The sequence below is a fragment of the Hyphomonas sp. UBA3195 genome (genome assembly GCF_002366485.1).
Taxonomy (GTDB): Bacteria; Pseudomonadota; Alphaproteobacteria; order Caulobacterales; family Hyphomonadaceae; genus Hyphomonas.
The window spans coordinates 1-21,160 of record NZ_DEXB01000037.1; the positions used below are offsets into that span (position 1 = coordinate 1).

At 60.4% G+C, this 21,160-nt stretch carries 22 protein-coding genes and 1 other RNA gene; 12 read left to right on the forward strand and 11 right to left on the reverse strand.

What is annotated here, in order from left to right:
- Positions 1 to 55: 55 nt before the first annotated feature.
- A complete protein-coding gene (locus B2344_RS11270) occupies positions 56 to 601 on the forward strand; it encodes a GNAT family N-acetyltransferase (RefSeq protein ID WP_290485238.1) in 546 nt (181 codons plus the stop codon).
- Here B2344_RS11270 and B2344_RS11275 read toward each other — a convergent pair.
- Positions 598 to 1,812: a saccharopine dehydrogenase family protein gene (locus B2344_RS11275; RefSeq protein ID WP_206991291.1), complete on the reverse strand. Its 1,215-nt coding sequence runs from the start codon at positions 1,810 to 1,812 to the stop codon at positions 598 to 600. The two genes, B2344_RS11270 and B2344_RS11275, sit on opposite strands and share 4 nt — an antisense overlap.
- 179 nt (positions 1,813 to 1,991) lie before the next feature.
- Positions 1,992 to 2,183 (reverse strand): hypothetical protein, encoded by a 192-nt coding sequence (locus B2344_RS11280; protein ID WP_290483555.1) that lies wholly within the window; start codon positions 2,181 to 2,183, stop codon positions 1,992 to 1,994.
- 192 nt (positions 2,184 to 2,375) lie between these two features.
- Here B2344_RS11280 and argF point away from each other — a divergent pair, with 192 nt between their 5' ends.
- On the forward strand, positions 2,376 to 3,314 hold the full coding sequence (argF, locus tag B2344_RS11285) for an ornithine carbamoyltransferase (RefSeq protein ID WP_290483554.1): 939 nt from the start codon (positions 2,376 to 2,378) through the stop codon (positions 3,312 to 3,314).
- A gap of 3 nt (positions 3,315 to 3,317) precedes the next feature.
- On the opposite strand, the gene B2344_RS11290 is transcribed toward argF, so the two are convergent.
- Positions 3,318 to 4,625 carry an MFS transporter gene (locus tag B2344_RS11290; RefSeq protein ID WP_290485239.1) on the reverse strand — a complete coding sequence of 436 codons (1,308 nt, stop codon included), beginning with the start codon at positions 4,623 to 4,625 and terminating at the stop codon, positions 3,318 to 3,320.
- Between the two features lie 103 nt (positions 4,626 to 4,728).
- Here B2344_RS11290 and B2344_RS11295 point away from each other — a divergent pair, with 103 nt between their 5' ends.
- The 3 genes from B2344_RS11295 (at position 4,729) to B2344_RS11305 (ending at position 7,425) form a co-directional block, all read left to right on the forward strand.
- The gene (locus tag B2344_RS11295; protein ID WP_290485240.1) at positions 4,729 to 5,664 is read left to right on the forward strand and encodes a radical SAM protein; all 936 of its coding nucleotides are present in this window, start codon (positions 4,729 to 4,731) and stop codon (positions 5,662 to 5,664) included.
- 79 nt (positions 5,665 to 5,743) lie between these two features.
- On the forward strand, positions 5,744 to 6,676 hold the full coding sequence (locus B2344_RS11300) for an Hsp33 family molecular chaperone HslO (protein WP_290479914.1): 933 nt from the start codon (positions 5,744 to 5,746) through the stop codon (positions 6,674 to 6,676).
- Positions 6,677 to 6,774: 98 nt separating this feature from the next.
- Entirely contained in the window at positions 6,775 to 7,425 is a 651-nt protein-coding gene (locus tag B2344_RS11305; protein ID WP_206991286.1) for a CDP-alcohol phosphatidyltransferase family protein, read from the forward strand.
- 357 nt (positions 7,426 to 7,782) lie between these two features.
- On the opposite strand, the gene B2344_RS11310 is transcribed toward B2344_RS11305, so the two are convergent.
- Entirely contained in the window at positions 7,783 to 8,256 is a 474-nt protein-coding gene (locus B2344_RS11310) for an NUDIX domain-containing protein (protein WP_290485241.1), read from the reverse strand.
- 261 nt (positions 8,257 to 8,517) lie between these two features.
- On the opposite strand from B2344_RS11310, the gene B2344_RS11315 reads away from it, so the two are divergent.
- Genes B2344_RS11315 through B2344_RS11325 form a run of 3 tightly spaced genes read left to right on the forward strand, consistent with a single transcriptional unit; the run spans position 8,518 to position 11,278 of the window.
- On the forward strand, positions 8,518 to 9,507 hold the full coding sequence (locus B2344_RS11315; protein ID WP_290485242.1) for a calcium/sodium antiporter: 990 nt from the start codon (positions 8,518 to 8,520) through the stop codon (positions 9,505 to 9,507).
- Positions 9,504 to 10,256, forward strand: coding sequence for an SDR family oxidoreductase (locus tag B2344_RS11320; RefSeq protein WP_206991283.1), 753 nt, complete (start codon positions 9,504 to 9,506; stop codon positions 10,254 to 10,256). Before B2344_RS11315 ends, B2344_RS11320 begins: the two co-directional genes overlap by 4 nt.
- On the forward strand, positions 10,256 to 11,278 hold the full coding sequence (locus tag B2344_RS11325) for a threonine aldolase family protein (RefSeq protein WP_290485243.1): 1,023 nt from the start codon (positions 10,256 to 10,258) through the stop codon (positions 11,276 to 11,278). The genes B2344_RS11320 and B2344_RS11325 overlap by 1 nt, the downstream gene beginning before the upstream one ends.
- A gap of 51 nt (positions 11,279 to 11,329) precedes the next feature.
- Here B2344_RS11325 and B2344_RS11330 read toward each other — a convergent pair whose 3' ends face one another.
- Entirely contained in the window at positions 11,330 to 12,712 is a 1,383-nt protein-coding gene (locus B2344_RS11330) for a DUF2330 domain-containing protein (RefSeq protein WP_290485244.1), read from the reverse strand.
- Positions 12,709 to 13,620 (reverse strand): RnfABCDGE type electron transport complex subunit D, encoded by a 912-nt coding sequence (locus B2344_RS11335; RefSeq protein ID WP_290485245.1) that lies wholly within the window; start codon positions 13,618 to 13,620, stop codon positions 12,709 to 12,711. The genes B2344_RS11330 and B2344_RS11335 overlap by 4 nt, the downstream gene beginning before the upstream one ends.
- 147 nt (positions 13,621 to 13,767) lie before the next feature.
- On the opposite strand from B2344_RS11335, the gene B2344_RS11340 reads away from it, so the two are divergent.
- Complete coding sequence (locus tag B2344_RS11340) at positions 13,768 to 14,430, forward strand: DUF2959 family protein (RefSeq protein ID WP_206991279.1); 663 nt, start codon at positions 13,768 to 13,770, stop codon at positions 14,428 to 14,430.
- A 134-nt stretch (positions 14,431 to 14,564) separates the two neighbouring features.
- On the opposite strand, the gene B2344_RS11345 is transcribed toward B2344_RS11340, so the two are convergent.
- Positions 14,565 to 14,957: a hypothetical protein gene (locus tag B2344_RS11345; RefSeq protein WP_290483666.1), complete on the reverse strand. Its 393-nt coding sequence runs from the start codon at positions 14,955 to 14,957 to the stop codon at positions 14,565 to 14,567.
- Between the two features lie 159 nt (positions 14,958 to 15,116).
- Here B2344_RS11345 and B2344_RS11350 point away from each other — a divergent pair, with 159 nt between their 5' ends.
- Positions 15,117 to 15,464 carry a DUF1428 domain-containing protein gene (locus tag B2344_RS11350; RefSeq protein WP_290483665.1) on the forward strand — a complete coding sequence of 116 codons (348 nt, stop codon included), beginning with the start codon at positions 15,117 to 15,119 and terminating at the stop codon, positions 15,462 to 15,464.
- A gap of 188 nt (positions 15,465 to 15,652) precedes the next feature.
- Here B2344_RS11350 and rnpB read toward each other — a convergent pair.
- The 3 genes from rnpB to B2344_RS11365 all read right to left on the reverse strand — a co-directional run bounded on the left by rnpB (position 15,653) and on the right by B2344_RS11365 (position 17,603).
- Positions 15,653 to 16,025: RNase P RNA component class A (gene rnpB, locus B2344_RS11355), an RNA gene on the reverse strand.
- Positions 16,026 to 16,072: 47 nt separating this feature from the next.
- Positions 16,073 to 16,888 carry an enoyl-CoA hydratase/isomerase family protein gene (locus B2344_RS11360; protein ID WP_290485246.1) on the reverse strand — a complete coding sequence of 272 codons (816 nt, stop codon included), beginning with the start codon at positions 16,886 to 16,888 and terminating at the stop codon, positions 16,073 to 16,075.
- 55 nt (positions 16,889 to 16,943) lie between these two features.
- A complete protein-coding gene (locus B2344_RS11365) occupies positions 16,944 to 17,603 on the reverse strand; it encodes a TetR/AcrR family transcriptional regulator (protein WP_290483663.1) in 660 nt (219 codons plus the stop codon).
- An 83-nt stretch (positions 17,604 to 17,686) separates the two neighbouring features.
- Here B2344_RS11365 and B2344_RS11370 point away from each other — a divergent pair, with 83 nt between their 5' ends.
- The gene (locus tag B2344_RS11370) at positions 17,687 to 19,219 is read left to right on the forward strand and encodes an amidohydrolase family protein (RefSeq protein ID WP_290485247.1); all 1,533 of its coding nucleotides are present in this window, start codon (positions 17,687 to 17,689) and stop codon (positions 19,217 to 19,219) included.
- A 70-nt stretch (positions 19,220 to 19,289) separates the two neighbouring features.
- Positions 19,290 to 20,468, forward strand: a complete 1,179-nt coding sequence (locus B2344_RS11375; protein ID WP_290485248.1) for an acyl-CoA dehydrogenase family protein — start codon at positions 19,290 to 19,292, stop codon at positions 20,466 to 20,468.
- A gap of 4 nt (positions 20,469 to 20,472) precedes the next feature.
- Here B2344_RS11375 and B2344_RS11380 read toward each other — a convergent pair whose 3' ends face one another.
- Entirely contained in the window at positions 20,473 to 21,015 is a 543-nt protein-coding gene (locus B2344_RS11380) for a low molecular weight protein tyrosine phosphatase family protein (protein ID WP_290483660.1), read from the reverse strand.
- Positions 21,016 to 21,160: the final 145 nt, after the last annotated feature.

Below are 21,160 nucleotides of genomic sequence, written 5' to 3' on the forward strand. Positions count from 1 at the left end.
GGCGCGCACGTTCCGGCTTTTGCGGAGTGTGCAGCGCAGATAGGATGCGGGTCGAATGACGGTAACATCTTCCCTGTATATGCGAGTCGCCACGCTGGACGACATTCCGGCGATTAAGGCGCTGATGGCGGAGTCCATGGCGCGACTCCTGCCACACTTCCTTGATTCAAAACAGGTCGAGCGCTCCAGCGAGAGCATGGGTGTCGATACGCTGCTTGTCGCGGATGGCACCTATTTTCTCGTCTTCGAGGGCGACGCGCTGGCCGGATGCGGGGGCTGGTCGCGGCGGCGCACGCTTTATGGCGGCAACACGACCGCCGGCCGGGACGATTCCCCGGCGGACCCCAAGGCCGAGCCGGCCAAGATTCGCGCCATGTATACCCATCCGGATTTCGTCCGGCGCGGCATTGGCCGCATGTTGCTCGACGCCAGCGAAGCTGCCGCGCGGGCCGAAGGGTTCTCTGCCATGGAGATGGGCTCAACCGCGCCCGGCGTGCCACTCTATGAGGCGTGCGGCTATCGGCTCGTCGAAGACCTCTCCAGGCCCAGCGAGGATGGCACCATCGTGCCGATCCTGCGCATGAGGAAAGAGCTGGCCTAGGTCTCCACCGCGAACAAGTCTTCCTGATCGCCGCCGTCCACGTCGATGACATGCCAGGGCAGGCCGCGTTTGGCGACGTCTTCGAGGAAGGGCTTGGACGGGAATTGCTCGACATTGAATACGCCGTGGCCGGACCATTCCCCGCGGAAGAACATCGCCGCGCCTGAAACGGGCGGCACGCCGGTCGTATAGGACACGGCCTGCGCGGAGACCTCTTCATTGGTCTTGGCATGGTCGGACACGTTGTAGATCATCTTTGCCTGTGGCTGGCCGTCCTTTGTGCCCCGCACGATCACGCCAATGCTGGTCTTGCCGGTATAGCCTTCGGCCAGGGATGACGGGACGGGCAGGAGGTCCTTCAGGAACTCCATCGGGATGATGTCCATGCCCTTGTGCTTGATCGGTTCGAGGCCGATCAGGCCAATCGATTTGAACACTTCGAGGTGCTTGATATAGGCCTCGCCAAAGGTCATCCAGAAGCGGATTTGTTTCAGGCCCTTGATGTGCTTGACTAGGCTTTCCTCTTCCTCGTGATAGATCAGGTAGGAGGCTTTCGGGCCGACTTCCGGATAGTCGATCATCGTCTTGATCGACAGGGCAGGAATTTCCACCCATTCGCCATCTTTCCAGTATTTGCCGTCCTGGGTCACTTCACGGAGATTGATCTCCGGGTTGAAGTTCGTGGCGAAGGTCTTGCCATGATCGCCGGCATTGCAGTCGACAATGTCGATATATTCGATCTCGTCGAACAGGAATTCCTGCGCATAGGCGCAATAGATGTTTGTCACGCCCGGATCGAAACCGCAGCCGAGAATGGCCGTGATGCCCTTGTCCTTGAACTTGTCCTGATAGGCCCACTGCCAGGAATATTCGAACTTCGCGACATCGCGCGGCTCGTAGTTCGCCGTGTCCATATAATTGCAGCCCGTTTCCAGGCAGGCATCCATAATCGGCAGGTCCTGATAGGGCAGGGCCATGTTGATCAGCAGATCCGGCTTCACCTTGTTGATGAGCGCGACGACCTCCGCAACATTGTCGGCGTCGACCTGGCTGATCTCGATCGGTGTCTGGCACAGCTTGGCGACCTTCTCGCAGCTTTCCAGTCGGCGCGAGGCAAGGTGGATATGCTTAAACGTGTCGCGGTCCATGGCGCATTTCTGCGCGACGACGGATCCGGCGGCACCGGCACCGATGATGAGAACATTGTCCATGAGTGATGAAGCTCCCTGGCTGGATGGGCACTGATGTGCCCGTGACATAGGGCAATCACGTCATCTTCGCCAGTATCGATCTGCGGGGGAGTTTCGGAAAGGAATTGCCGCAACGCAGGTGAGCGTATGGGAGGAAACGAGGTGGGCAAAACCTCGCCCTGCGTTGCGGCAAAGGGGTATCAGGCAGCGCGCCGGGGCGTATCCAGGCGGGATATTTCTTCGCTCAACCATGTGTAGTGCTGCTCCACACGATTGATCATCGTTTCGGTAGTGTCCGGGCGGCAAGTCAGCTCGTTTCGCCAGGCTTCCAGAACCGTCATCTGGCTCTTCAGCCAGCAAAGCATAGCGGTATCATCAATTGGCAGACACATGGGGCGCTCCTGTTGATTTGCGACTCGTTCTCAACTTATGTATTTCATGCCTGTCGGATGTTTGCAAGTCATTCTCAATTAGAATTTATTCATCTTGTCCAAAAGCTGGTGCAATCGCCCGGCCTGACTGGAATAATTGTCTGAAACAGGCTATCTGCCCCGCTTTCCCGCCCGCCTCAGGAGTATCTCCGGATGACAAGCTCAACCGCCCCGCGCCATTTCATCGACCTCTGGCATCTGGAGTCCGCCGAACTGCGCGAGATCCTGGATATGGCTCATGTGATGAAGAAAGCACGTGCGGGTTGGCCAAAGGGACGGGTGGACACGGGGGCCCCGCTGGAAGGCCATACGCTGGCAATGGTCTTCGAGAAATCCTCAACCCGGACGCGCTTTTCCTTCGACATGGCGATGCGCCAGCTGGGCGGCTCGTCGATCACCGCGACATCAAATGACATGCAGCTGGGACGGGGTGAAACGGTGGAAGACACTGCGCGCGTCCTGTCGCGCTTCGTCGATGCGGTGATGATCCGCGCCAATGATCATTCCGATGTCGAGACCTTTGCCGAGCATGCCACCGTGCCGGTCATCAACGGCCTGACAGATCGTTCGCATCCCTGCCAGATCATGGCGGACCTCCAGACACTGGAAGAGCATGGCCTCACACTTGAAGGTGCGCGGCTGGCCTGGGTTGGCGATGGCAACAACGTTTGCGCCAGCCTGATCCATGCCGCGCCGAAGTTTGGCTATTCTCTCGCCATTGGCACGCCTGCGCGCTTCGCGCCGGATGATGAGGATATTGAAATCGCCCGCGACCTGCAGGGCCGGATCGACCTCTATGAAACTGCGGAAGAAGCCGTGGCCGGCGCCGACGTCGTGATTGCCGACACATTTGTCTCCATGGGCGATGCAGACGCTGAACGCCGCCTTGAAATTCTTGAGCCCTATGCGGTGACGGAAGAATTGATGGAGATGGCCGCTGGCGGTGCGAAATTCCTGCATTGTCTGCCGGCGCATCGGGGCGAAGAGGTCGACGCCGAAGTCATTGACGGGCCACAGAGCCTTGTCTTTGACGAGGCCGAGAACCGCATGCACGCCCAGAAGGCCATCCTGCGCTGGTGCCTCGATAAATAGGCGTCAGCGCTCCTGCACTTCCTCAAGACCCATGGCGACCGGAATGGCGAGCGCGCTCATAACGGCGAGCAAGCCGAGGACCGCTGCTTCTCCTGCCATGTGCGCAACGATGCTGAACCCGCCACCAAGAATGAGCAGCGTGCCGATGATCGTGTTGGAAAGGGCGGTATAGGCCGCACGGTTGTCCTGGCTCGCCATATCCACCAGATGCGTGGAACGACCAAGGCGCACGCCCTGATAGGCTATCATCAAAACGAACAGAACAAGCGGGAGTGCCCAGACATCCTGCAGTCGCCCCGCCGCATTCAGGCCGAGTGTCGTCAACAGGGCAAGCGTTGCTGCGGCCGCTGTCAGGATCAGCACTTTCCGGCTCGACCGGTCGGCAAGCCGGCCCCAGACATAGGAGCTGAGCAGGCCTGCGCCCGCAGATGCAATAACGAGCAAGCCGAGTCCCCCAAGCATTTGGTCAGCTTCTTTGTTCCTTGCGCCCATCGCGACCATGAAGGGCGGAGCAAGTGCAGTTGAGATCAACAGGCCACGGGCCAGGATGAAACGGCGCAATTGCTGGTCTTCAGCGAGCAGCTTGAAGTTGTCCCGGAAGGATTCGATGGGGTTGCCTCCGCCTTCGGTCGATCCCGGTTCTTCTTCCAATGTCATGAAAAGCGCTGCGCCCGTCATCCAGAGCCCACCCGCGAGCAACAGCCCGCCAATCACGAGGCTCATCCGGTCGACCCAACCGACGGCCAGGAGCGCGCCATAGATCAGGACCGCTGCAGCGCCTACCGTGCTGGCCGCGCCGGTTGCTGTTCCGCGTCGGGATTTGGAGACCGTCTTGCCCAGAACGTCCTTGTAGGTGACCGAGCAGACCGACCGCGCGAGCGCGAGAACCGCCAGCGCGCCAAGGATGGCGTAACCCGACGTCTTACCCTCCAGGAAAAACGCTGCGAGCCCCATACTGGCCGCTGACAATCCCTGGACTGCCGAGCCGACTGACCAGGCCCACTTGCGCTGGGGCAGGCGGCGCAGCGCGGCGGCCGTGAACAATTGCGGCAACAGCGCTCCCGCCTCGCGTATGGGGACAAGCAGGCCGATCATCCAGCCCGGTGCGCCCAGCGTGGTCATCAACCAGCTCAATACAAGCTTGGGGTCGATCAGCCCATCCGAGATCTTGCTGGTCGACAGGCTGGCAACATGGGTGAAGAAATTGCCGGCCTCTTCGCGACAGGCGCTGTCGGGAATGTCTCTGCACACCCGGCCATCATCGCCTGAGGTGAGCATTTCGAACACTTGCTGCTGGGTGGTTTCAGACATGACGGCCAAACTAGCGCTCACGACGAGTACGGCAATCTTCACGTTAGGGTGTGCTGCTGCAAAACCGCTGGAAGCGCCGCCGGATCGCGCTAAACGTAGATGAATGGCCGATAGTGATTATACCCCGACGAAATTTTCTGACCCGAACGTGACGGCGAAGGGCGAGACCCGCGCCAGCGTCGGATGGACGGGCTTGAAGACGCTCTGGTTGAACACCGGAACGCTGTGCAACATTGAATGCACCAATTGCTACATTCAAAGTTCACCCCGCAATGACCGACTGGTTTATCTCAGCCGATCTGATGTGCGGCAGTTCCTCGACGAGATCGACCAGCCCATCGAGATCGGCATTACGGGCGGCGAGCCCTTCATGTGCCCGGATATTCTCCACATCATGGAAGATGTTTTGTCGGATGGGCACAGCCTGCTCCTGCTGACCAATGCCATGCGCCCGATGATGCGGCCGCGCATCCAGCAGGGTCTAGACCGGCTGGCGGCGCACTATGGCGAACGGATGGTGCTGCGTGTCTCGCTGGATTCCCATGATCCGGCCATTCATGACGCTGAACGCGGAGAAGGGGCCTTTAAAGAGGCCTGCAAGGGCCTGAAATGGATGGGAGAACGCGCCGTACAGGTCGCCATTGCCGGACGTCAGGCCCTCAATGAGGATGATGCCGAGGCCCGCACAGCTTATGGTGCGCTTGCTGGCACACTGGGTCTATCGATAGATCCCACCAATACAAAGCAACTCGTCCTGTTCCCTGAAATGATCGCCCGGGACGACCCACCTGAAATCACTACGGATTGCTGGGGCATTCTGAACAAGTCCCCTGACGACATCATGTGCGCCAACCAGCGCATGGTGATCCGCCGCAAGGGTGCCGGCAGGGCGACCGTGACAGCCTGCACGCTATTGGTGGACGATCCGACCTTCGAACTGGGCGCCACACTTGCCGAGGCGACAGCCAATCCGGTCAAGCTGAACCATCCCTGGTGCGCCAGCTTCTGCGTGCTCGGCGGAGGTAGCTGCTCGGCCTGATCCCCCGTCTGACAGGTGGCCCTCTTGCGATAGGCGCATGCCGCTGCCACATGGGGGCACCTAATCGAGGTATTCTCCCATGACCGACGCTGCTTACGCCGTCACCGACTTTGTCACGAATTTCCAGATCGTGGACCGTCCCATTCGCGGGCGTGCCGTTCGTATGGGCGAGGGCAGCCTGTCGGGCATCCTGCAACGGCATGACTATCCGAAGAATTTGGCGCGCATCCTTGGCGAAGCCGTGACGCTTGCGACGCTGGTAGGCGCGTCGCTGAAATTCGAGGGGCGTCTGCTGGTTCAGGCCGAAGGTGATGGTCCCGTGTCGATGCTGGTCGGTGAGTACCGCTCTGATGGCGGTGTGCGCGGCTATGCCAAATTTGATGCCGAAGCCTGGGCGCAACTGGACAAGGTGAACAAGGGCGACGCTCCGCACATGCCTCAACTGTTCGGCCCGAGCGGGCGTCTGGCCCTGATCATCATCCAGGACAATCCGGCGATCCAGCCCTATCAGGGAATCGTGCCTCTTGCGAAAGGGACTCTGAGTGAATGCGCTGAGGACTATTTCGAGATGTCGGAACAGGTGCCGACGCGCCTCAAACTGTCGGTCGCCGAACTGGACCGGAAAGACGGGCATCCGGTTTGGGTGTCTGGCGGCATGATGGTGCAGAGGATTGCGGCAGATGATGCGCGCGGAGAGACCGAAGAGCCTTGGCGTGAAGCCGAGGCCCTGTTTGCCACGCTGACCGATGCCGAACTGGCCGATCCGGACCTTCCAATGGAAGAGCTGCTCTATCGCCTGTTCCACGAACAGGGTGTGACGATGGAAACGCCACAAGCGCTGGATGACCGGTGCACCTGTAATCAGGAGCGCCTCGTTGAGACTCTGAAACAGATGCCGGACGAGTCCCTGCGCGAGATGACCGAAGAAGATGGTACGCTGGGTATCGACTGCCAGTTCTGCAATCGCCATTACGATGTCGCGATCGAGGATGTAACCGGCGATACCAACTAATGAGACTTTCGCCTCTCACCCTGTAGGGCGGGGGGAGGCGAGAGGCTCCACAGTTTCATGATTGCGCGGGCGCGCGGGCGCTGGCACAGGTGACAGCCATGAATTTCAAATGGCTCCCCAATGCGTTGACCATCGCCCGCTGTGTGTTTGCCGGGTTTGTGCTGGTCGGTTTCTGGCAGGCTATGCGCCTCAGCCCGTTGCCGAATGGACTTGATGCCGACGCCGTGTCCCGGCAGATCACGCTGCAACAGCTCTGGTTCCAGTTTGCCTTCCTTGCTTTCCTGGCCGGGGCAATCACGGATTTCCTGGATGGCTGGCTTGCCCGCAAGCTGGACGCGCACAGTCGGTTCGGGGTCTGGCTGGACCCCATCGCCGACAAGTTGCTGATCGCGGCGGCCCTGCTGGGTCTGGGGCTGAAATTCCAGACCTGGCTAATCTATGTGCCGGCGGCCATGATTATTGCACGCGATGTGTTTATGACCTGGTTCCGCGCCACGCCGCGCGGACGCTCTGCCATCGTGCCCTCTAATCTGGCGAAGTGGAAAACAGGGTTTGAGATGGCGGCGATCATCGGCCTTATGTTGCCGCTGGCTGTCTTGCGCCCGGATGCCGGGGGCGAAGTCTCCACGGGAACGTCAGTCTTGGCGATTGTGGCCACGGTCGCCGTTGTCGGACTGCTCTGGACGGCGGCGGTTCTGTCCTGGTGGACGGCCGGACAATATATGAGAGCAGCCGGCCGGGTGAAATAGAACGCTGGCCCCAAGGGGCAGAGCCAGCGTTCCGCATTTCAATTCGCGAGCGCAAGGATGAGGGGCAACCTTGGCGCCCGGAAGGGCCGTTCATGCGATGGGGCGTGTCTGCTTTCATGTCCCACCACGCATTTACAATCATCCGTGATGGCAAAGGTTCCGTTAAAACTTGAGGCACCAATGGGGCAGCAAAATCACGAACTTTCCGGCGAATGGCCCGCATTGAGACTTAATGTCGGCAGACAAGGAGTGGATGAGATCACGCACCACTCCCACGACCCGTCTGGTCATTGTCGCGCTGGCGGCGCTGATGTTCCTGTGCCTGCCAGCCTTCCTCGCAATGGCGGGTGCCTGAACTCAGCGTTTTGAGCCGGTCCAATACGGGCTGAGGGGTGCTTTCCCGTAGAATTCTACCAGTCTCTGGCGCGTGCCGTTGGTTGTTCCGTCAGGCAAGTCATCCGGCGAGCACCATCGCGTTTCGGCAATCTCGGCGACCGCCGTTGCCTTGCCTTGCGTCCATATTCCCGAAGGAATGTGATAGAGCAGGACATGATCATTCGGGAAAGATGCGTGATTGGAGAATATCCCGACCAGGCTCGGGGTCCCGTTCAACAGAATGCCGCCTTCTTCCTCCACTTCCCGGCGGAGCGACTCGATGCAGGGCTCGCCCCGCTCCACACCGCCGCCGGGCATGTGCCAGCCTGCAATATACGTGTGACGTACCAGCAGGATCTTTCCGTCTGGATTCTCGACGAGGCCGCGCACGCCCAGAGTCATGGGACGGCGAAGGCGGGCATAGATGTGGAACAACCTGGTTCTGAGGGAAGGCATGCGGTGTCCTGACACTATGGGAGGAGCGCGTCCAATATGAAAATTTACGCAAAGAGAGGCCAAACTTCCTGCCGTTTGAGGCTCGCCAAGCCGTGCAACGCACGCTATTAGCGGTGCAAAGCATGGAAATGCTCAAGAAAACAACAGCGAGACGGCACCATGATCCATCCTTCTCTGATCGCCATTGCCTCCATAGTGGTCGTGTTCGGCATCCTGAATTTCATTGAATACAAGCGCCTCGACTAGAAGCGAGCCTGGCGAATGCCTGAATTAACCCTGATCGCCGCCCTGATCGGGGGGCTTGTTATTATGGCGTTTGCGGGGGATTTCCTGGTAAACGGCGCGGTTGCCGTTGCCCGACGCCTTGGCGTTTCTCCCCTGATTGCCGGTATCTTCATTGTCGGTTTCGGCACGTCGGCCCCTGAAATGGTCGTGTCGCTGAATGCGGCTCTGGAAGACCGGGCCGGTCTCGCGTTAGGCAATATTGTCGGCTCCAATATAGCGAACATCTTTCTTGTGCTCGGCATTCCCGCGCTGATCATGCCGTTCGTGGCCGGTGGTCACGGGCAGGGCCGCGCGCTGACGGCGATGCTCGTTGCCACAGCCGTCTGGATCCTGCTGACCGGAATGGGCCCCCTGACTGTATTAGGCGGTATTCTGTTCCTGGCCATTCTGATCGCTTATTGTGTTGTCACTTTCTACATGGCGCGCAAGGCCGTTGCGACGGGCGAAGATCCCGGCGTGGAACTGGAAGAGGCGCCAAAACTCAGCCTGCCGCGCTCTCTGGCCTATATCGTTCTCGGCATTGGTGGCCTCGTGCTGGGTGCGCACCTGATCATTGCCGGCGGCGTTGGAATCGCCGAGTTCTACCACGTGCCGCAGGAATGGATCGGCCTGACCTTGCTGGCGATCGGGACCTCCCTGCCGGAGATCGGCGCGGCCATTGCCGCCGCCCTGCGCCGCCATGGCGAGGTCGCTATCGGCAACGTACTAGGCTCCAATGTTTTCAACATCCTCGGGGCGGGCGGCATCATCTCGCTCTTCGGGCCGATTGAGATTGCACCGACTTTCACCCATTATGACCACTGGGTCATGGCCTTTGCCGCGCTGTTGATTGGTGGGTTCATCCTGACCCGCGCGCGGCTTGGTCGCCTGATGGGGATATTGATGCTGCTGATCTATGCGGTCTACATCTACGGACTGGTGAACGGGTTCGACATATTGGGCCTGTTCCTGACCCCTCCGGAATGAGGCCGGGCGCGGCGCTTGTCACCGGCGCGGGCGCGCGAGTGGGGCGGGCCATGGCCGAAGCGCTGGGCGCAGATGGCTGGCAGGTCATCGTCCATTACAATTCCTCCGCTGATGGCGCCGAAGAGACCGCCAAGGCCATTCGTGCGGCAGGTGGCGCGGCGATCACGCTTCAGGCCGACCTCTCGGATGAGACTGCAACTGGCGATCTGATCCTGCACGCCGCGGAGAAGCTCGGCCAGCCGGTGACATTGCTGGTCAATTCCGCCTCCGTTTTCGATGAAGACACGGTTTCCAGCCATACGCGCGAGAGCTGGGACACGCACATGAACGCAAATCTGCGCGCGCCGGTCCACCTGGCGCAGGCCTTTGCCGATGCGCTGCCGAAAGGGGAGAAGGGGCTGGTCGTGAACATGATTGACCAGCGGGTCTGGAAACTGACACCGAACTTCTTCACCTACACGCTTTCCAAGGCCGCGCTCTGGCAGGCAACGCAGACCTTGGCGCAAGCTCTCGCGCCGGATATTCGCGTCAATGGCATCGGGCCAGGGCCGACGCTGCGGTCTAAACACCAAAGCGAAGAAGAGTTCGCTGCCGAGAAAGCCGCGACTTTGACCCAGGAAGGCTCCAGCCCGGAAGAGATCATCAAGGCTTTGCGCTATTTCATTTCCGCCAACAGCGTGACCGGCCAGATGATCGCCAGTGATGGTGGCCAGCATCTGATGTGGCAGACTCCGGACACGCAAATCTGATGAATTTCTCTTCCGACACATCCGCGCCAGCCCATCCGAATGTGCTGAAGGCGCTCGCCGCCGCGAATACGGGACTGGAGGCGAGTTACGGGAATGACGCCGTCACGCAGCGTTTGCGTCCCATACTGGCGGATGTGTTCAGTACGGATGATTTCGACTATTGGCTGACCGCCTCCGGCACAGCGTCGAACGCCTTGGCACTGTCCTGCTTTTGTCCGCCTACCGGCGCTGTGCTTTGCCATGCCGGGGCGCATATCGCCGTGGACGAGCGCGGCGCGCCGGAATTTTTCTCTGGCGGTGGTAAGTTGCATTTGTTGCGGGGGCCAGATGGAAAGATCGGCGCGGCACAACTGGACGAGGCACTGGCTCGCATCAATCATGATTTCGTGCATGAGACGCCGGCGCATGTCCTTTCACTGACGAATTTAACGGAGAACGGCACAGCTTACAGCGTCGCGGAAGTTTCAGACTATGCCGCAAAGGCGCATGCGACGGGTTTGGTGGTTCATCTGGACGGCGCGCGGCTGGGAAATGCGTTGGTCGCGACCGGGGCCAGTGCAGCCGAGATAAGCTGGAAGGCAGGCGTCGATGTGCTCACCTTCGGCTTGACCAAGACCGGCGCGATGGGCTGTGAGATCATTCTGCTGTTCGGCGAGGCGCGGCAGAAGAAACGTGAACTCGAAGCGCGCGCCAAGCGCTCCGGCCACATGCCGCCCAAGATGCGTTATCTGGCTGCGCAGGCCGAAGCGATGCTGGCGGATCGGCTGTGGCTAGACCTTGCGACCCATGCGAACGAGATGGCGCGGCGCATGGCTGAGGGCTTGCGGCGGCAAGGCGTGGACTTGGCTTTCGAGCCACAAGGCAACGAAGTCTTCGCGCTGCTAAGCGAGGCGCAAGTCTCGGTACTCCACAATGCAGGTGCGGTGTTCTATCCTTGGATGGGCGGCAGCCAGCGGCTGGTCTGTTCCTGGGCCACAACGCCTGAGGAGGTTGATGCCTTCCTTGGTGTGCTGAAGGGCTGAAGGCGGACCTGTTCATAGCCCGCCTTCGCCAGATGGTAACTCAGATTGGGGTCAGTTGCCCCAAAGCTTTTGCCACCAGTTCTTTTTCTCTTTCGGCTCGACGCTGACATTGTTCAGGATCGCGTCGGAATAGCCGAGCGATGCCATTTTGGTCTTGATGGCATCGAAGTCGCGGCCGGTCAGCTTGGCGAGCTCATTTGCTTCGTCGTCCCAGCGCTCGACCAGATTTACGGCATAGTCGCCAGCTGCTTCACACTCACCATAGTCGCCGCGCCAAGGGTGACGCAGGACGTAGCGACCCTGGTAATTGGAGCGGTCGCCGGTAACCTGGAATTCCAGATCTTCCGGGAATGTCTCGGCGTCATAGCGCACATGAAGGCGAGTCACGAATGCATCGACCGGCTGGGGACCGAAGCCGGGGCGCATGTCATCATCGGTGTCTTCGTCCAGCCACATCACGCCGAGTTCGCGCAGCTCCGAGCGAGAGAGCGGCTCGGCCGCACACGGATCGCACCAAGACATGTCCCAGGCATATTCCATGAACACGGCCTTGCCGTTTTGCTTCTCGACCTGATGGGCGAACATGTCCTTATAGAAATCGGCAAACTCGTCCTTGATATAGATCGGCACATCCATGTCAGAGGGTAGTTTCACGGTGCGGTAATTCTTGGTTTCCACACGGCCTTCGCGAGTCAGGGCGAAGACGAACAATTCCTGCTTGCCTTCAGCGTTCACTGTGCCGAGACGGATCGGCAACATGAAGTCCTCATCCTCATAGGCAACCTGAAGCGGACGCAGCATGGACGAGCCGTCATGGCGTTCGAGGTTTACCTTGGCGACGAAGAATTTCATTCCGCGCTTGAGGTAGGCACCTACGGTTTCTTCTGCGCCATCTGGAATCTTGTAGCCATTATTGTTCAGCCAGGTGATCAGTCCATCGGACTCCTCTGCTGACAGGATCAAGATATCATATTCGCCAACCTCGTACTCGGCTTCAATGGTGACGCCGAGCTCTTCGGCCTCTTCCATCATGCCGGCGGCGGTTGGCGCAGGCATCATTGCCATGTCTTCCATCATCTTTTCGCGGCGCGCCATCTCGCAGGGGTTCTCGTCGTAATATTCGACAAGACGCGGGGCAGTGTACGCGTCGATATGGTCGATCAAGGCCGGGTTGGCGACGTGGATCTGTTCTTCGGTCGGAATATCGACCACGGGCACGACCATCGCGAATTCGGAAACATCACCGCGAAAGTCGGATGCCATCGTGATGACGGTGCGTTCGCCGTCACGGGCGAGCACGACCTTGGAGGCGTCGTTGAAGAGGTCGGTATCCGCCTTGGCGACATAGAAGCCGCAAAAGGCCGAAGCCGGCGCTGCGAAGGCGAGGCCGAGCGCGGGCAACGCCAAGGCTGCGGCTAGCGATTTGAGTCTCATGGGTGTGTCTCCTTTGTCCCCTGAAGTGGCATGAGCGAATAGTTCAACTGTTTGGGCGAAGCGGCCGACCGTGGCTGGCTCCACTGGAAGCGGTGGGCGGGCAGAAACCGGTCCAGAACCGGTGTGGTCGAGGCGAGGGCGGCCAGCGCCATCAGCGGGGCGCCGCGCACATTCGGGCCGATTGTGAACCAGGCGGCGAGGCCGGCGACCATCAGCGCGAAGAGAATGCGGCCAAGGCGGCTGTCTGGGGTGGAGCGCGGATCAGTGATCATGAAAAAGGCAAAGATCAGCAAAGCGCCGGAACTCATCTGGTGCATCGGGATCACCATCGGGTCGCCGAGCCAGGCCGCGCGGACAAACAGGATTGCGGCAAACCCGAGCAGGAAGCCGAGGGCGATATCGAGTCGTTTGGCGCTGGACAGGGTCAGTGCGGCCAGCGCCATCGCATAGCCGGCGACCAGGGGGGCCTGACCCCATTGACCGGGCGAGACCCACGCCTTGTTGCCGAGCAGAAGCATCATGATGACGATGCCGATGCAGCCGGGATTGAAAATGTGCTTGCCATCAATGCGCACGAGAAATTTCAGGGCAATGCCGACAAAGCCCGCCGCGAACCAGATCCACGGATCGGCCGCACGTAGCAGGAGTGTGATTCCAAGTGCTGTGATCAGGGCAGACTTCCATTCGAAGCGATACAGGAAGGGATTGCCGTCTCGGGCATTTGATATTGTGGTGCCGAGCAGTTGCGCGATCATGGCTCCGGTAAATGAGAGGCACAGGGTCGGCAGGGTGACGCCGAAATCGCTGGTCATCCAACTGAGCGTGAACAGTCCACCCAAGGCCGCGACCTGCCAATGGCGCGGATCGGCGTCCATTTGTCGGTAGAGACGGAAGGGAAATCGAGCCACGGCATCCATAGGATTCAGAACATACAGCAAATGCGATCACATTACGGCAGGGTCATGAAACCTTTTTGCCCGCGCAACTGGACGGATCGGGCGACGCACGGCAAACAGGGGCGATTGAATTCACGGGGAAGGGGTTTCGTGTCCATCATGTCCAGTCGTCTACACGCTGCAATGCTCGCAGCAGCTCTCGCCACGTCCACACTATCTGCTTGCTCGACCGCCTATTACGGCGCGATGGAGCAGTTCGGATACCAGAAGCGCGATTTGCTCGTATCCAGGGTCAATGATGCAGCGGATGCCCAGGCGGATGCAAAGACGGAGTTTTCCAATGCGCTGGAAGCCTTCCGGTCGGTTGTGGCGTTTGATGCTGGCGAACTGGAAGCGTCTTACGACTCCCTGAATCGCGCCTATGAACGGTCCGAGGAGAAGGCGGATCGCGTGCGCGAACGCATCAAGGACATGAAACAAGTCTCCCGCGACCTGTTTGTGGAATGGCGCAAGGAACTGGAAGAATATTCCGATCCGGGCCTGCGCCGTGCCTCGGCCGAGCAATTGGAGGCGACACGCGACCGCTATGCCGTGCTGGTCGAAAAGATGGACCGGGCTGCCGCGTCGATGGATCCGGTGCTGGCCGTGTTCAAGGACCGGGTCCTGTTTCTCAAACACAATCTGAATGCGCGCGCGATCGCGGCGCTGGGCGATGAGACACGTAATATCGAGACCGATGTCGCGGCCCTGATTGCCGAGATGGAGCGTTCCATCGCCGATGCGGATGCCTTCATCCAGGAAATGCAGGCCGGTTCGGTCTAGCGCATTTTCAACGGGAAACTTGTTCAGACAATGGGGCCAGATGGCCCCATTGTTGTATCGTGCTTTGGATGCTGCACAAATGACGCCGGAAAAGGCGCTTTTTTGGGAACCTAATTGTGGGGCGCGAGTTCTGTTCAGGTCTCTGGCAGGGGCAAGCTCACCGAAGTCTGCTCATTCCGGTCTCGGCCGGAATCTGGAATTGAGGGGACACATATTTCAATTCCAGGCCTCGAATGCGTTCGGGGTGAGCAGATACCGCCCCGCTCGGGTTCAAATCCTGACATGGCTGCAAGAAATGCCCGCGAAGGCGCAAAGCTGAGCGGGTCAGCTTTGGCTGTGCCCGGCATATCACCAATGACCGCGATATGGACCGCGCCGGACGACGTGATTTGCACCAGCATCTGCCGCGCATCCCTGCGAACATGGCGCACAAAGAAAGTCAGCACCACAATCTGCACCCATATCCAGAACCGATGGGTCTGGAGATGGGGCGGCAGATTTCGCAATGTGGTGAAGGCGTCAGTCATGTGCGCAGTGTAGGCACGGCCATGGGTGCGTCGGATAAGTTTCTGGTCAGATCAATGGCGACACAGGGGCCGGACTCGTCATGTGTGGGATAATTCCTTTCGGCAAGGTAGGATAAGGCGGGCTCCGGCAGGTTGTCGGGCAAGAGGGAGAAATAGCTGATGACTTATGTCGATTGTTTCATGGCGGCCGTACCGGAGGCGAACAAGGCGGCCTATCTGGCGCAGGCGAAGATGATGGCCGGCCTGATGAAGGAATACAGCGCGCTGAGCGTCACCGAATGCTGGGGCGTGGATGTGCCGGAGGGCAAGAAGACATCCATGCATCTGGCGGTCATGCGCGAAGCGGACGAAGGGATCGTGTTTTCCTGGGTGACCTGGCCGTCAAAGACGGTGCGTGATGCGGCCTGGGCGAAGCTGGAGAGTGATGAACGGATGCAGGGCATGGAGATGCCGTTCGATGGTGCGCGCCTGATCTTTGGCGGGTTCGAGACGATGCTGGAGGCTTAGGCAGCGTCTCAAGGGCATTTCATATCTTTTCATGGGGTTTCATATGCGGGGGGCAGTGCGTGCACATTGCGTCTCGCTTCCCGACCATTGATTCTCGGGCAGGAGACCAGCCCTTGCTTGCGCTGCGGGCCTCTTCTTCCTTCATTCGATCTTCGATCAAATGCTGCCGTATGGCGGCACCGGGAAGTAAGACCAGACGGCCTGTAAGCCGGGTTCTGTTCGCCGTGTTGCCACGGTCTGGCAGCCATTCCTCTGGGATGCCTGTTGCCAGGCACCTCACGCGACACACCCGGGGCACGGGCGTGAAACAGCCCATATGTGCCCCCTATTCGGTCTTGCTCCGGGCGGGGTTTACCGTGCCAGTCCTGTCGCCAGGCCTGCGGTGGGCTCTTACCCCACCCTTTCACCCTTACCTCTCCCGAAGGGGAGGCGGTTTGCTTTCTGTGGCACTTTCCCTCGGCTCACGCCGGGCGGCCGTTAGCCGTCGCCCTGTTTCCCTGGAGCCCGGACTTTCCTCCAGTACGCAGTTACCCGCGCACCAGCGGCTGCCCGGCCGTCTGGTCTAGAGGGGGATATAGGCGGAAAACCTGCTCGGCGCCAGTCATGCTTCAGTCGCCCGAGAAGTCGGGGGTGCGCTTTTCGAGGAAGGCGCGGATTGCTTCGGCCTGGTCATTCGACTGGCTGGCGAGCAGGAATTGATCGCGGTCCATGAAACTGGTGGCAAAGGCAAGGGGCTGGGCGGTGGTGTCGATGGCCTGTTTGGTCATGCGCAGCGCGATCGGGGGCAGGGCCGCATAGTCGCGGGCGAGACGGGTGGCAGCTGTGAGCGACTTGCCGGACGCGGCAATCTCGTCGACGAGGCCCCAGTCCAGCGCCGTCTGGGCGTTCAGTTTCCGGCCCAGCATGATGAGTTGCTTGGCGCGCGATGGCCCCATCAGGGCGACGAGCCGGGGGACCGAGCGCCAGCTCATATTCATGCCGAGCGGGACTTCCGGCAGGCGATATTCCGCCGTGTCCGAACAGACCCGGTGGTCACAGGATGCGACGAGCGCCAGACCGCCGCCTATGCAGAAGCCTTCAATGGCGGCGATGGTGACCTGTTCAAGATCGGCCCAGGCCTGGCACATGTCCGGGCCGAGCCGGACGGCGCTGCGTTGCTGCAGCAGGGTCATCTCGTCACGGCCCTTGCGGTCGGGATCCTTCAGGTCTGCCCCTGCAGAGAAGACGGATGTGCCGGTCAGGACAATAACGGAACTGGAATCATCGTCTGCCAGTGCCCGCGCCACATCCCGCAGTTCGGTCATGCCCTGGATGGAGAGCGCATTCAGTCCGTCGCCGCGATCATAGGTAACGGTGACGAGGCGGCCTGCGCGTTCCAGCGAAACGAAGTCGCCAAAGCGCTCTGTCGTGGTTGTGTCCGGCATAAACCCTCCCGTCCGGCTGGCCGCCTTTCCGGCGTGCTCCCTGTCAGCGTCACGATCAGGGTGCAGGCGGTGGGAAGTCAACTGCGAACCGGACGTCAAGCTGGCTGGCCATCAGGTCCGAGAGGAGAGCGTCGCGCTTTTGGGGGGACAAGGCACTGAAGTTCAACGGACGTTCGGCCCGGCCCGAGACGATGAGATCGGCCAGCCCGTGCGCCATGGCCCAGGAGGCCATGACGTGTTTCATCGCGCCGGGATCATCGGGGGGATTGTTTCCGACGACGCTGCGCACGCCCGACATCAGTTTCTCATAGGCAGCGATGGAGGCCGCTCCGAGATCTGCCACGGTTCGGTCAGGCTTTTCCGAGCTGAACATCAGGCGAAACAGGGCCGGGTTCTCCAGCGCGAAATCGATATAGCCAAGCCCCACCGCAATCTGTTGTGAGCGCACATCGCGCTCGGCCGCGTCCTGACGGGCTTCCTGTGTGGCGACCAATCGCCGGAAGCCGGACGCCGCCAGCGCGGTGAGCAGGCCGCGGGCATCCCTGAAATGATGGGCAGGGGCCCCGTGGCTGACGCCCGCGCGCTTGGCGACCGCGCGCAGGGAAAAGGATTCAATACCGTTTTCGGCAAGTTCCCTCTCGGCCGCGCGCAACAGTTCACTGGCGAGATCGCCATGATGGTAAGTTTTCCGGGAAGACTTTTCAGTTGAGGCCATCCGTCTTGATAGCACGTCACTTGACACTGTCTAGATGCGCAGGCAGAGACAATGTAGACAGTGACTAGATGAAGGCTGGCGAAATGAGAAAATGGATTGTCAGGATCGTGTTGGGCGTTGCGGCCGTCATGATGGTCGGCGCGGTATCTTCCTACCTGTTCATCGATCGTGAGCTGACGAGAATGTATGGCGGCCTGACCGAAGTGGCCGATCCTGCATTGTCGAAAGAGGGTATGGACAGTTATGCCATCTTCCATGTGAACGTGCTTGCGCCGGAAGGAGATCGCTTTCTGCCGGACCAGATCGTGACGATCAGGGACGGGGAAATCCGATCCGTCGGCAATTCGACGACAGTTCCCAGAGGCATCCCCTCGCTTGTCGGGCGCGACATGTATCTCGTGCCGGGTTTTACAGACTCGCACGTCCATCTCTGGGAAAGCGAGAATGATCTTCTGCTCTATGTGGCCAATGGTGTGACGCAGGTGCGGGACATGAACAGCCTGCCGGTCAATCTACGCTGGAGGGACGAGATCGACAGCGGCAGGATCGGACCGGACATTTTTGCGGTCGCGCCACAATTTGCGACCTTTGGACCGATGGAGGGCGCATTTGTCGGCTGGGTGCAGCACAAGACCATCGTGCGGACAGCAGAGCAGGTCGACAAGGCGGTCCAGGACTATGTCGCCAAAGGGTATGACGCGATGAAAGCCAGCAGCTATCTGGATCGCGAAGGTTACATCGCCCTCAGCGCAGCGGCGGCCAAGCATGATATTCCGCTGGTCGGGCATTTGCCGGTGGCGACCGGTCTGGAGGATTTGTGGGCATCCCATCAGAGCGAAGTCGCCCATGTCGAAGAATTCGTCAAAGCGCTGGACCGCGAGTTTGGCGGCTATAGCGCCGACACAGCGGAAGACTTCCTGACCTTTGTCCGGGGACGGAGCGAGGATGTCGCGGATCAGATGATCGCGCACGACATTTCGGTGACCTCCACGCTGGAACTGATCGACAGTTTCCAGAGGCAGAAGTCGGACCTCCAAACGGAATTGGGCGCCGCAAAGCTGGTCTATGAAAATCCCGGCATCGCGGAAGGCACCGTGATCACGTCACGCGGTATGGGGTGGCTGCCGGATGTGAACATTTACCGCTGGCCAGACCAGTGGGATGATGATCGCAAGGCGCGCAGCCGCCTCTATTGGCAAACCTATGCCGAAGCCCAGCACATCCTGTTCGAGGCGTTCATGGCGCGCGGCGTGGCGATCATGACCGGGACAGACGCAAACGTGCCCGTCCGGGTGCCGGGCTTTTCCCTTCATGAAGAAATGGCAGCTTTGCAGGCGGCTGGCATGAGCCCGGCGCAGATCCTTGCCTCGGCCACGTCAGTTCCCGGGGATTTCATGGGTACGTCCACGGGCCAGGTCCGTCCTGGCCAGAAGGCAAATCTCGTCTTGTTGCGGGAAAATCCGCTGGAGGATATTGGCGCGACGGACGCCATTGAAATGGTCATTATTGGCGACAGTGTTTTCAACCGAAAAGACCTGGATCAAATGCTGGATACGGTGAAGGCCGCAAATGATGCGAGCCGGACCGTGCCGATACCGGTCGCTGAAGGCGGGTGATCGCCCGTCTGCCCGCCATCGCGCCACGTCAGGACTGGGCAAGGGAAGGCAGGCTGGGGTAGCGTGAGCCATGACCGAGATCACGACTTACGAGACCTTGCAGGCGGCTCTGGACGCGCTGACGCCGGAGTTGGCCGACCGGGCGGCCGAGATGGAAGACGCGCGGCGGCTGCCTGCCGACCTTGCCGGGAAGATGGCGGCGGGGGGCGCGTTCCGCATGATGACGCCAAAGACCTATGGCGGGCTGGAGTTGACGGCGCGAGAATTCATCGAGGGCGTTGAACAGATCGCGCGCGCCAATGCCAGCGCCGGGTGGTGCTCCATGATTGCCTGCACGACCTCCATGAACGCCGCCTATATGGCGCCGGACATGGCGACGGAAATCTATGCTGACCCGTTGACGATCACAGGCGGCGTGTTTGCGCCGATGGGCCGGGCTGACGTGGAAGGCGATGGCTATCGTGTCAGCGGGCGCTGGCAATGGGGTTCCGGCTCAGCCAATTGCAGCTGGCTGGCGGGTGGCTGCATGGTGTTCGAGGATGGCGAGCTGAAACGCCTGCCATCCGGCGCGCCAGATCAACGCATGATGGTGTTCCCGGCCAGCGAGGCGACCCTGCACGACACATGGCATGTGATGGGCCTGAAAGGGACTGGTAGCGGCGATCTGTCGGTGGATAATATCTTCGTGCCGGCGGCGCGGTCTGTTTCTCTGATTACGGATGTTCCCCGCGAAACGGGGCCGCTCTATACGTTCCCGGCCTTTGGCCTGTTGTCGTTGGGCGTATCGGCCGTGGCGATGGGCAATGCGCGGGCGAGCCTCGATGCTTTCAAGGATCTCGCCAGCGCCAAGAAGAGTCAGGGCAGCAAGAAAACGCTGGCCGAGCGCCAGACTATTCAGGCGAGCTTTGCCGAGGCCGAGGCCCAGTGGCGCGCAGCCCGCGCCTATATGATGGCGGAGTTGGACGAGACCTGGGCCGTCGCGCTTGGCGTGAAGCCGGGTGAAGGCATTCCGGTCGAGCGCCGCGCAGCCTTGCGCATGGCGTGTACGCACATGACGCGGACCGGCGCAGACATCTGCCGTACCCTGTATGACCTTGGCGGCGGCGCGTCCCTGTTCGAATCCTCTGATCTGCAGCGCCGCTTTCGCGACGCGCACGCGATGACGCAGCATATCGTGACCGCCCCCGCGACATGGGAATTGACCGGGCGATTGCTGCTGGACCTGCCGACGGATGGGGGCATGGTCTGACGGGTCAACTGTTTCCAAAAATCAGCGGCTCTGCTGCTGTGCGGATCAGTGCGACCAGATCGGTGTCCATGAATTTGTAGTCGTCCGGAATGTCGAGCACGTGCAGGCGTTTGAACCGGATATCCTGACGGAAATCGGCCTTGAGGCGTGCGGCATGCTTTTCCTCCATCACGAGGATAAGGTCAGCCCAACGAATGTCTTCCAGCGAGACCTGCCGCCGTGCGCTGCGGGCGGTGCCGGCAGAGCGTGTCGCAATGCCGTCGGCTTTGGCGAAGATCGCCTCGCCAGTGGGGCTGCGCCACTGGTTTTTCGAGCAGACGAACAACACGTTTACGGGGTCGGCCTCGGCCATCAGTTTCTCCCATTCGCGGCGGGGCCACAGCTTTCCGAGCTGTTGCGCGCGGCGAAGTTTCACGCTTCGCCCATAAAGGTGTTTCCATTGCTTCTCAACGCCATAGCGGTCGATCCGCTGGCTGCGGGAAAGGTATGTGTCCGGGCGGTGGCGATTGATGCGCCGACGCGCCCCACGATCCTGTGGGTGTGTCATGGTGGTGATCCTCATACTGTGCGGGTCAGCAGCCGCGGCAATACGAGGAATGCGGGGGTCATAGCGTAATGTGTCCCTGTCCGGCAAGGGGCCGGAAAGGACCAGATAGGGAAAAGGTGGGACGGGGACGCGAATTGCTCCATAT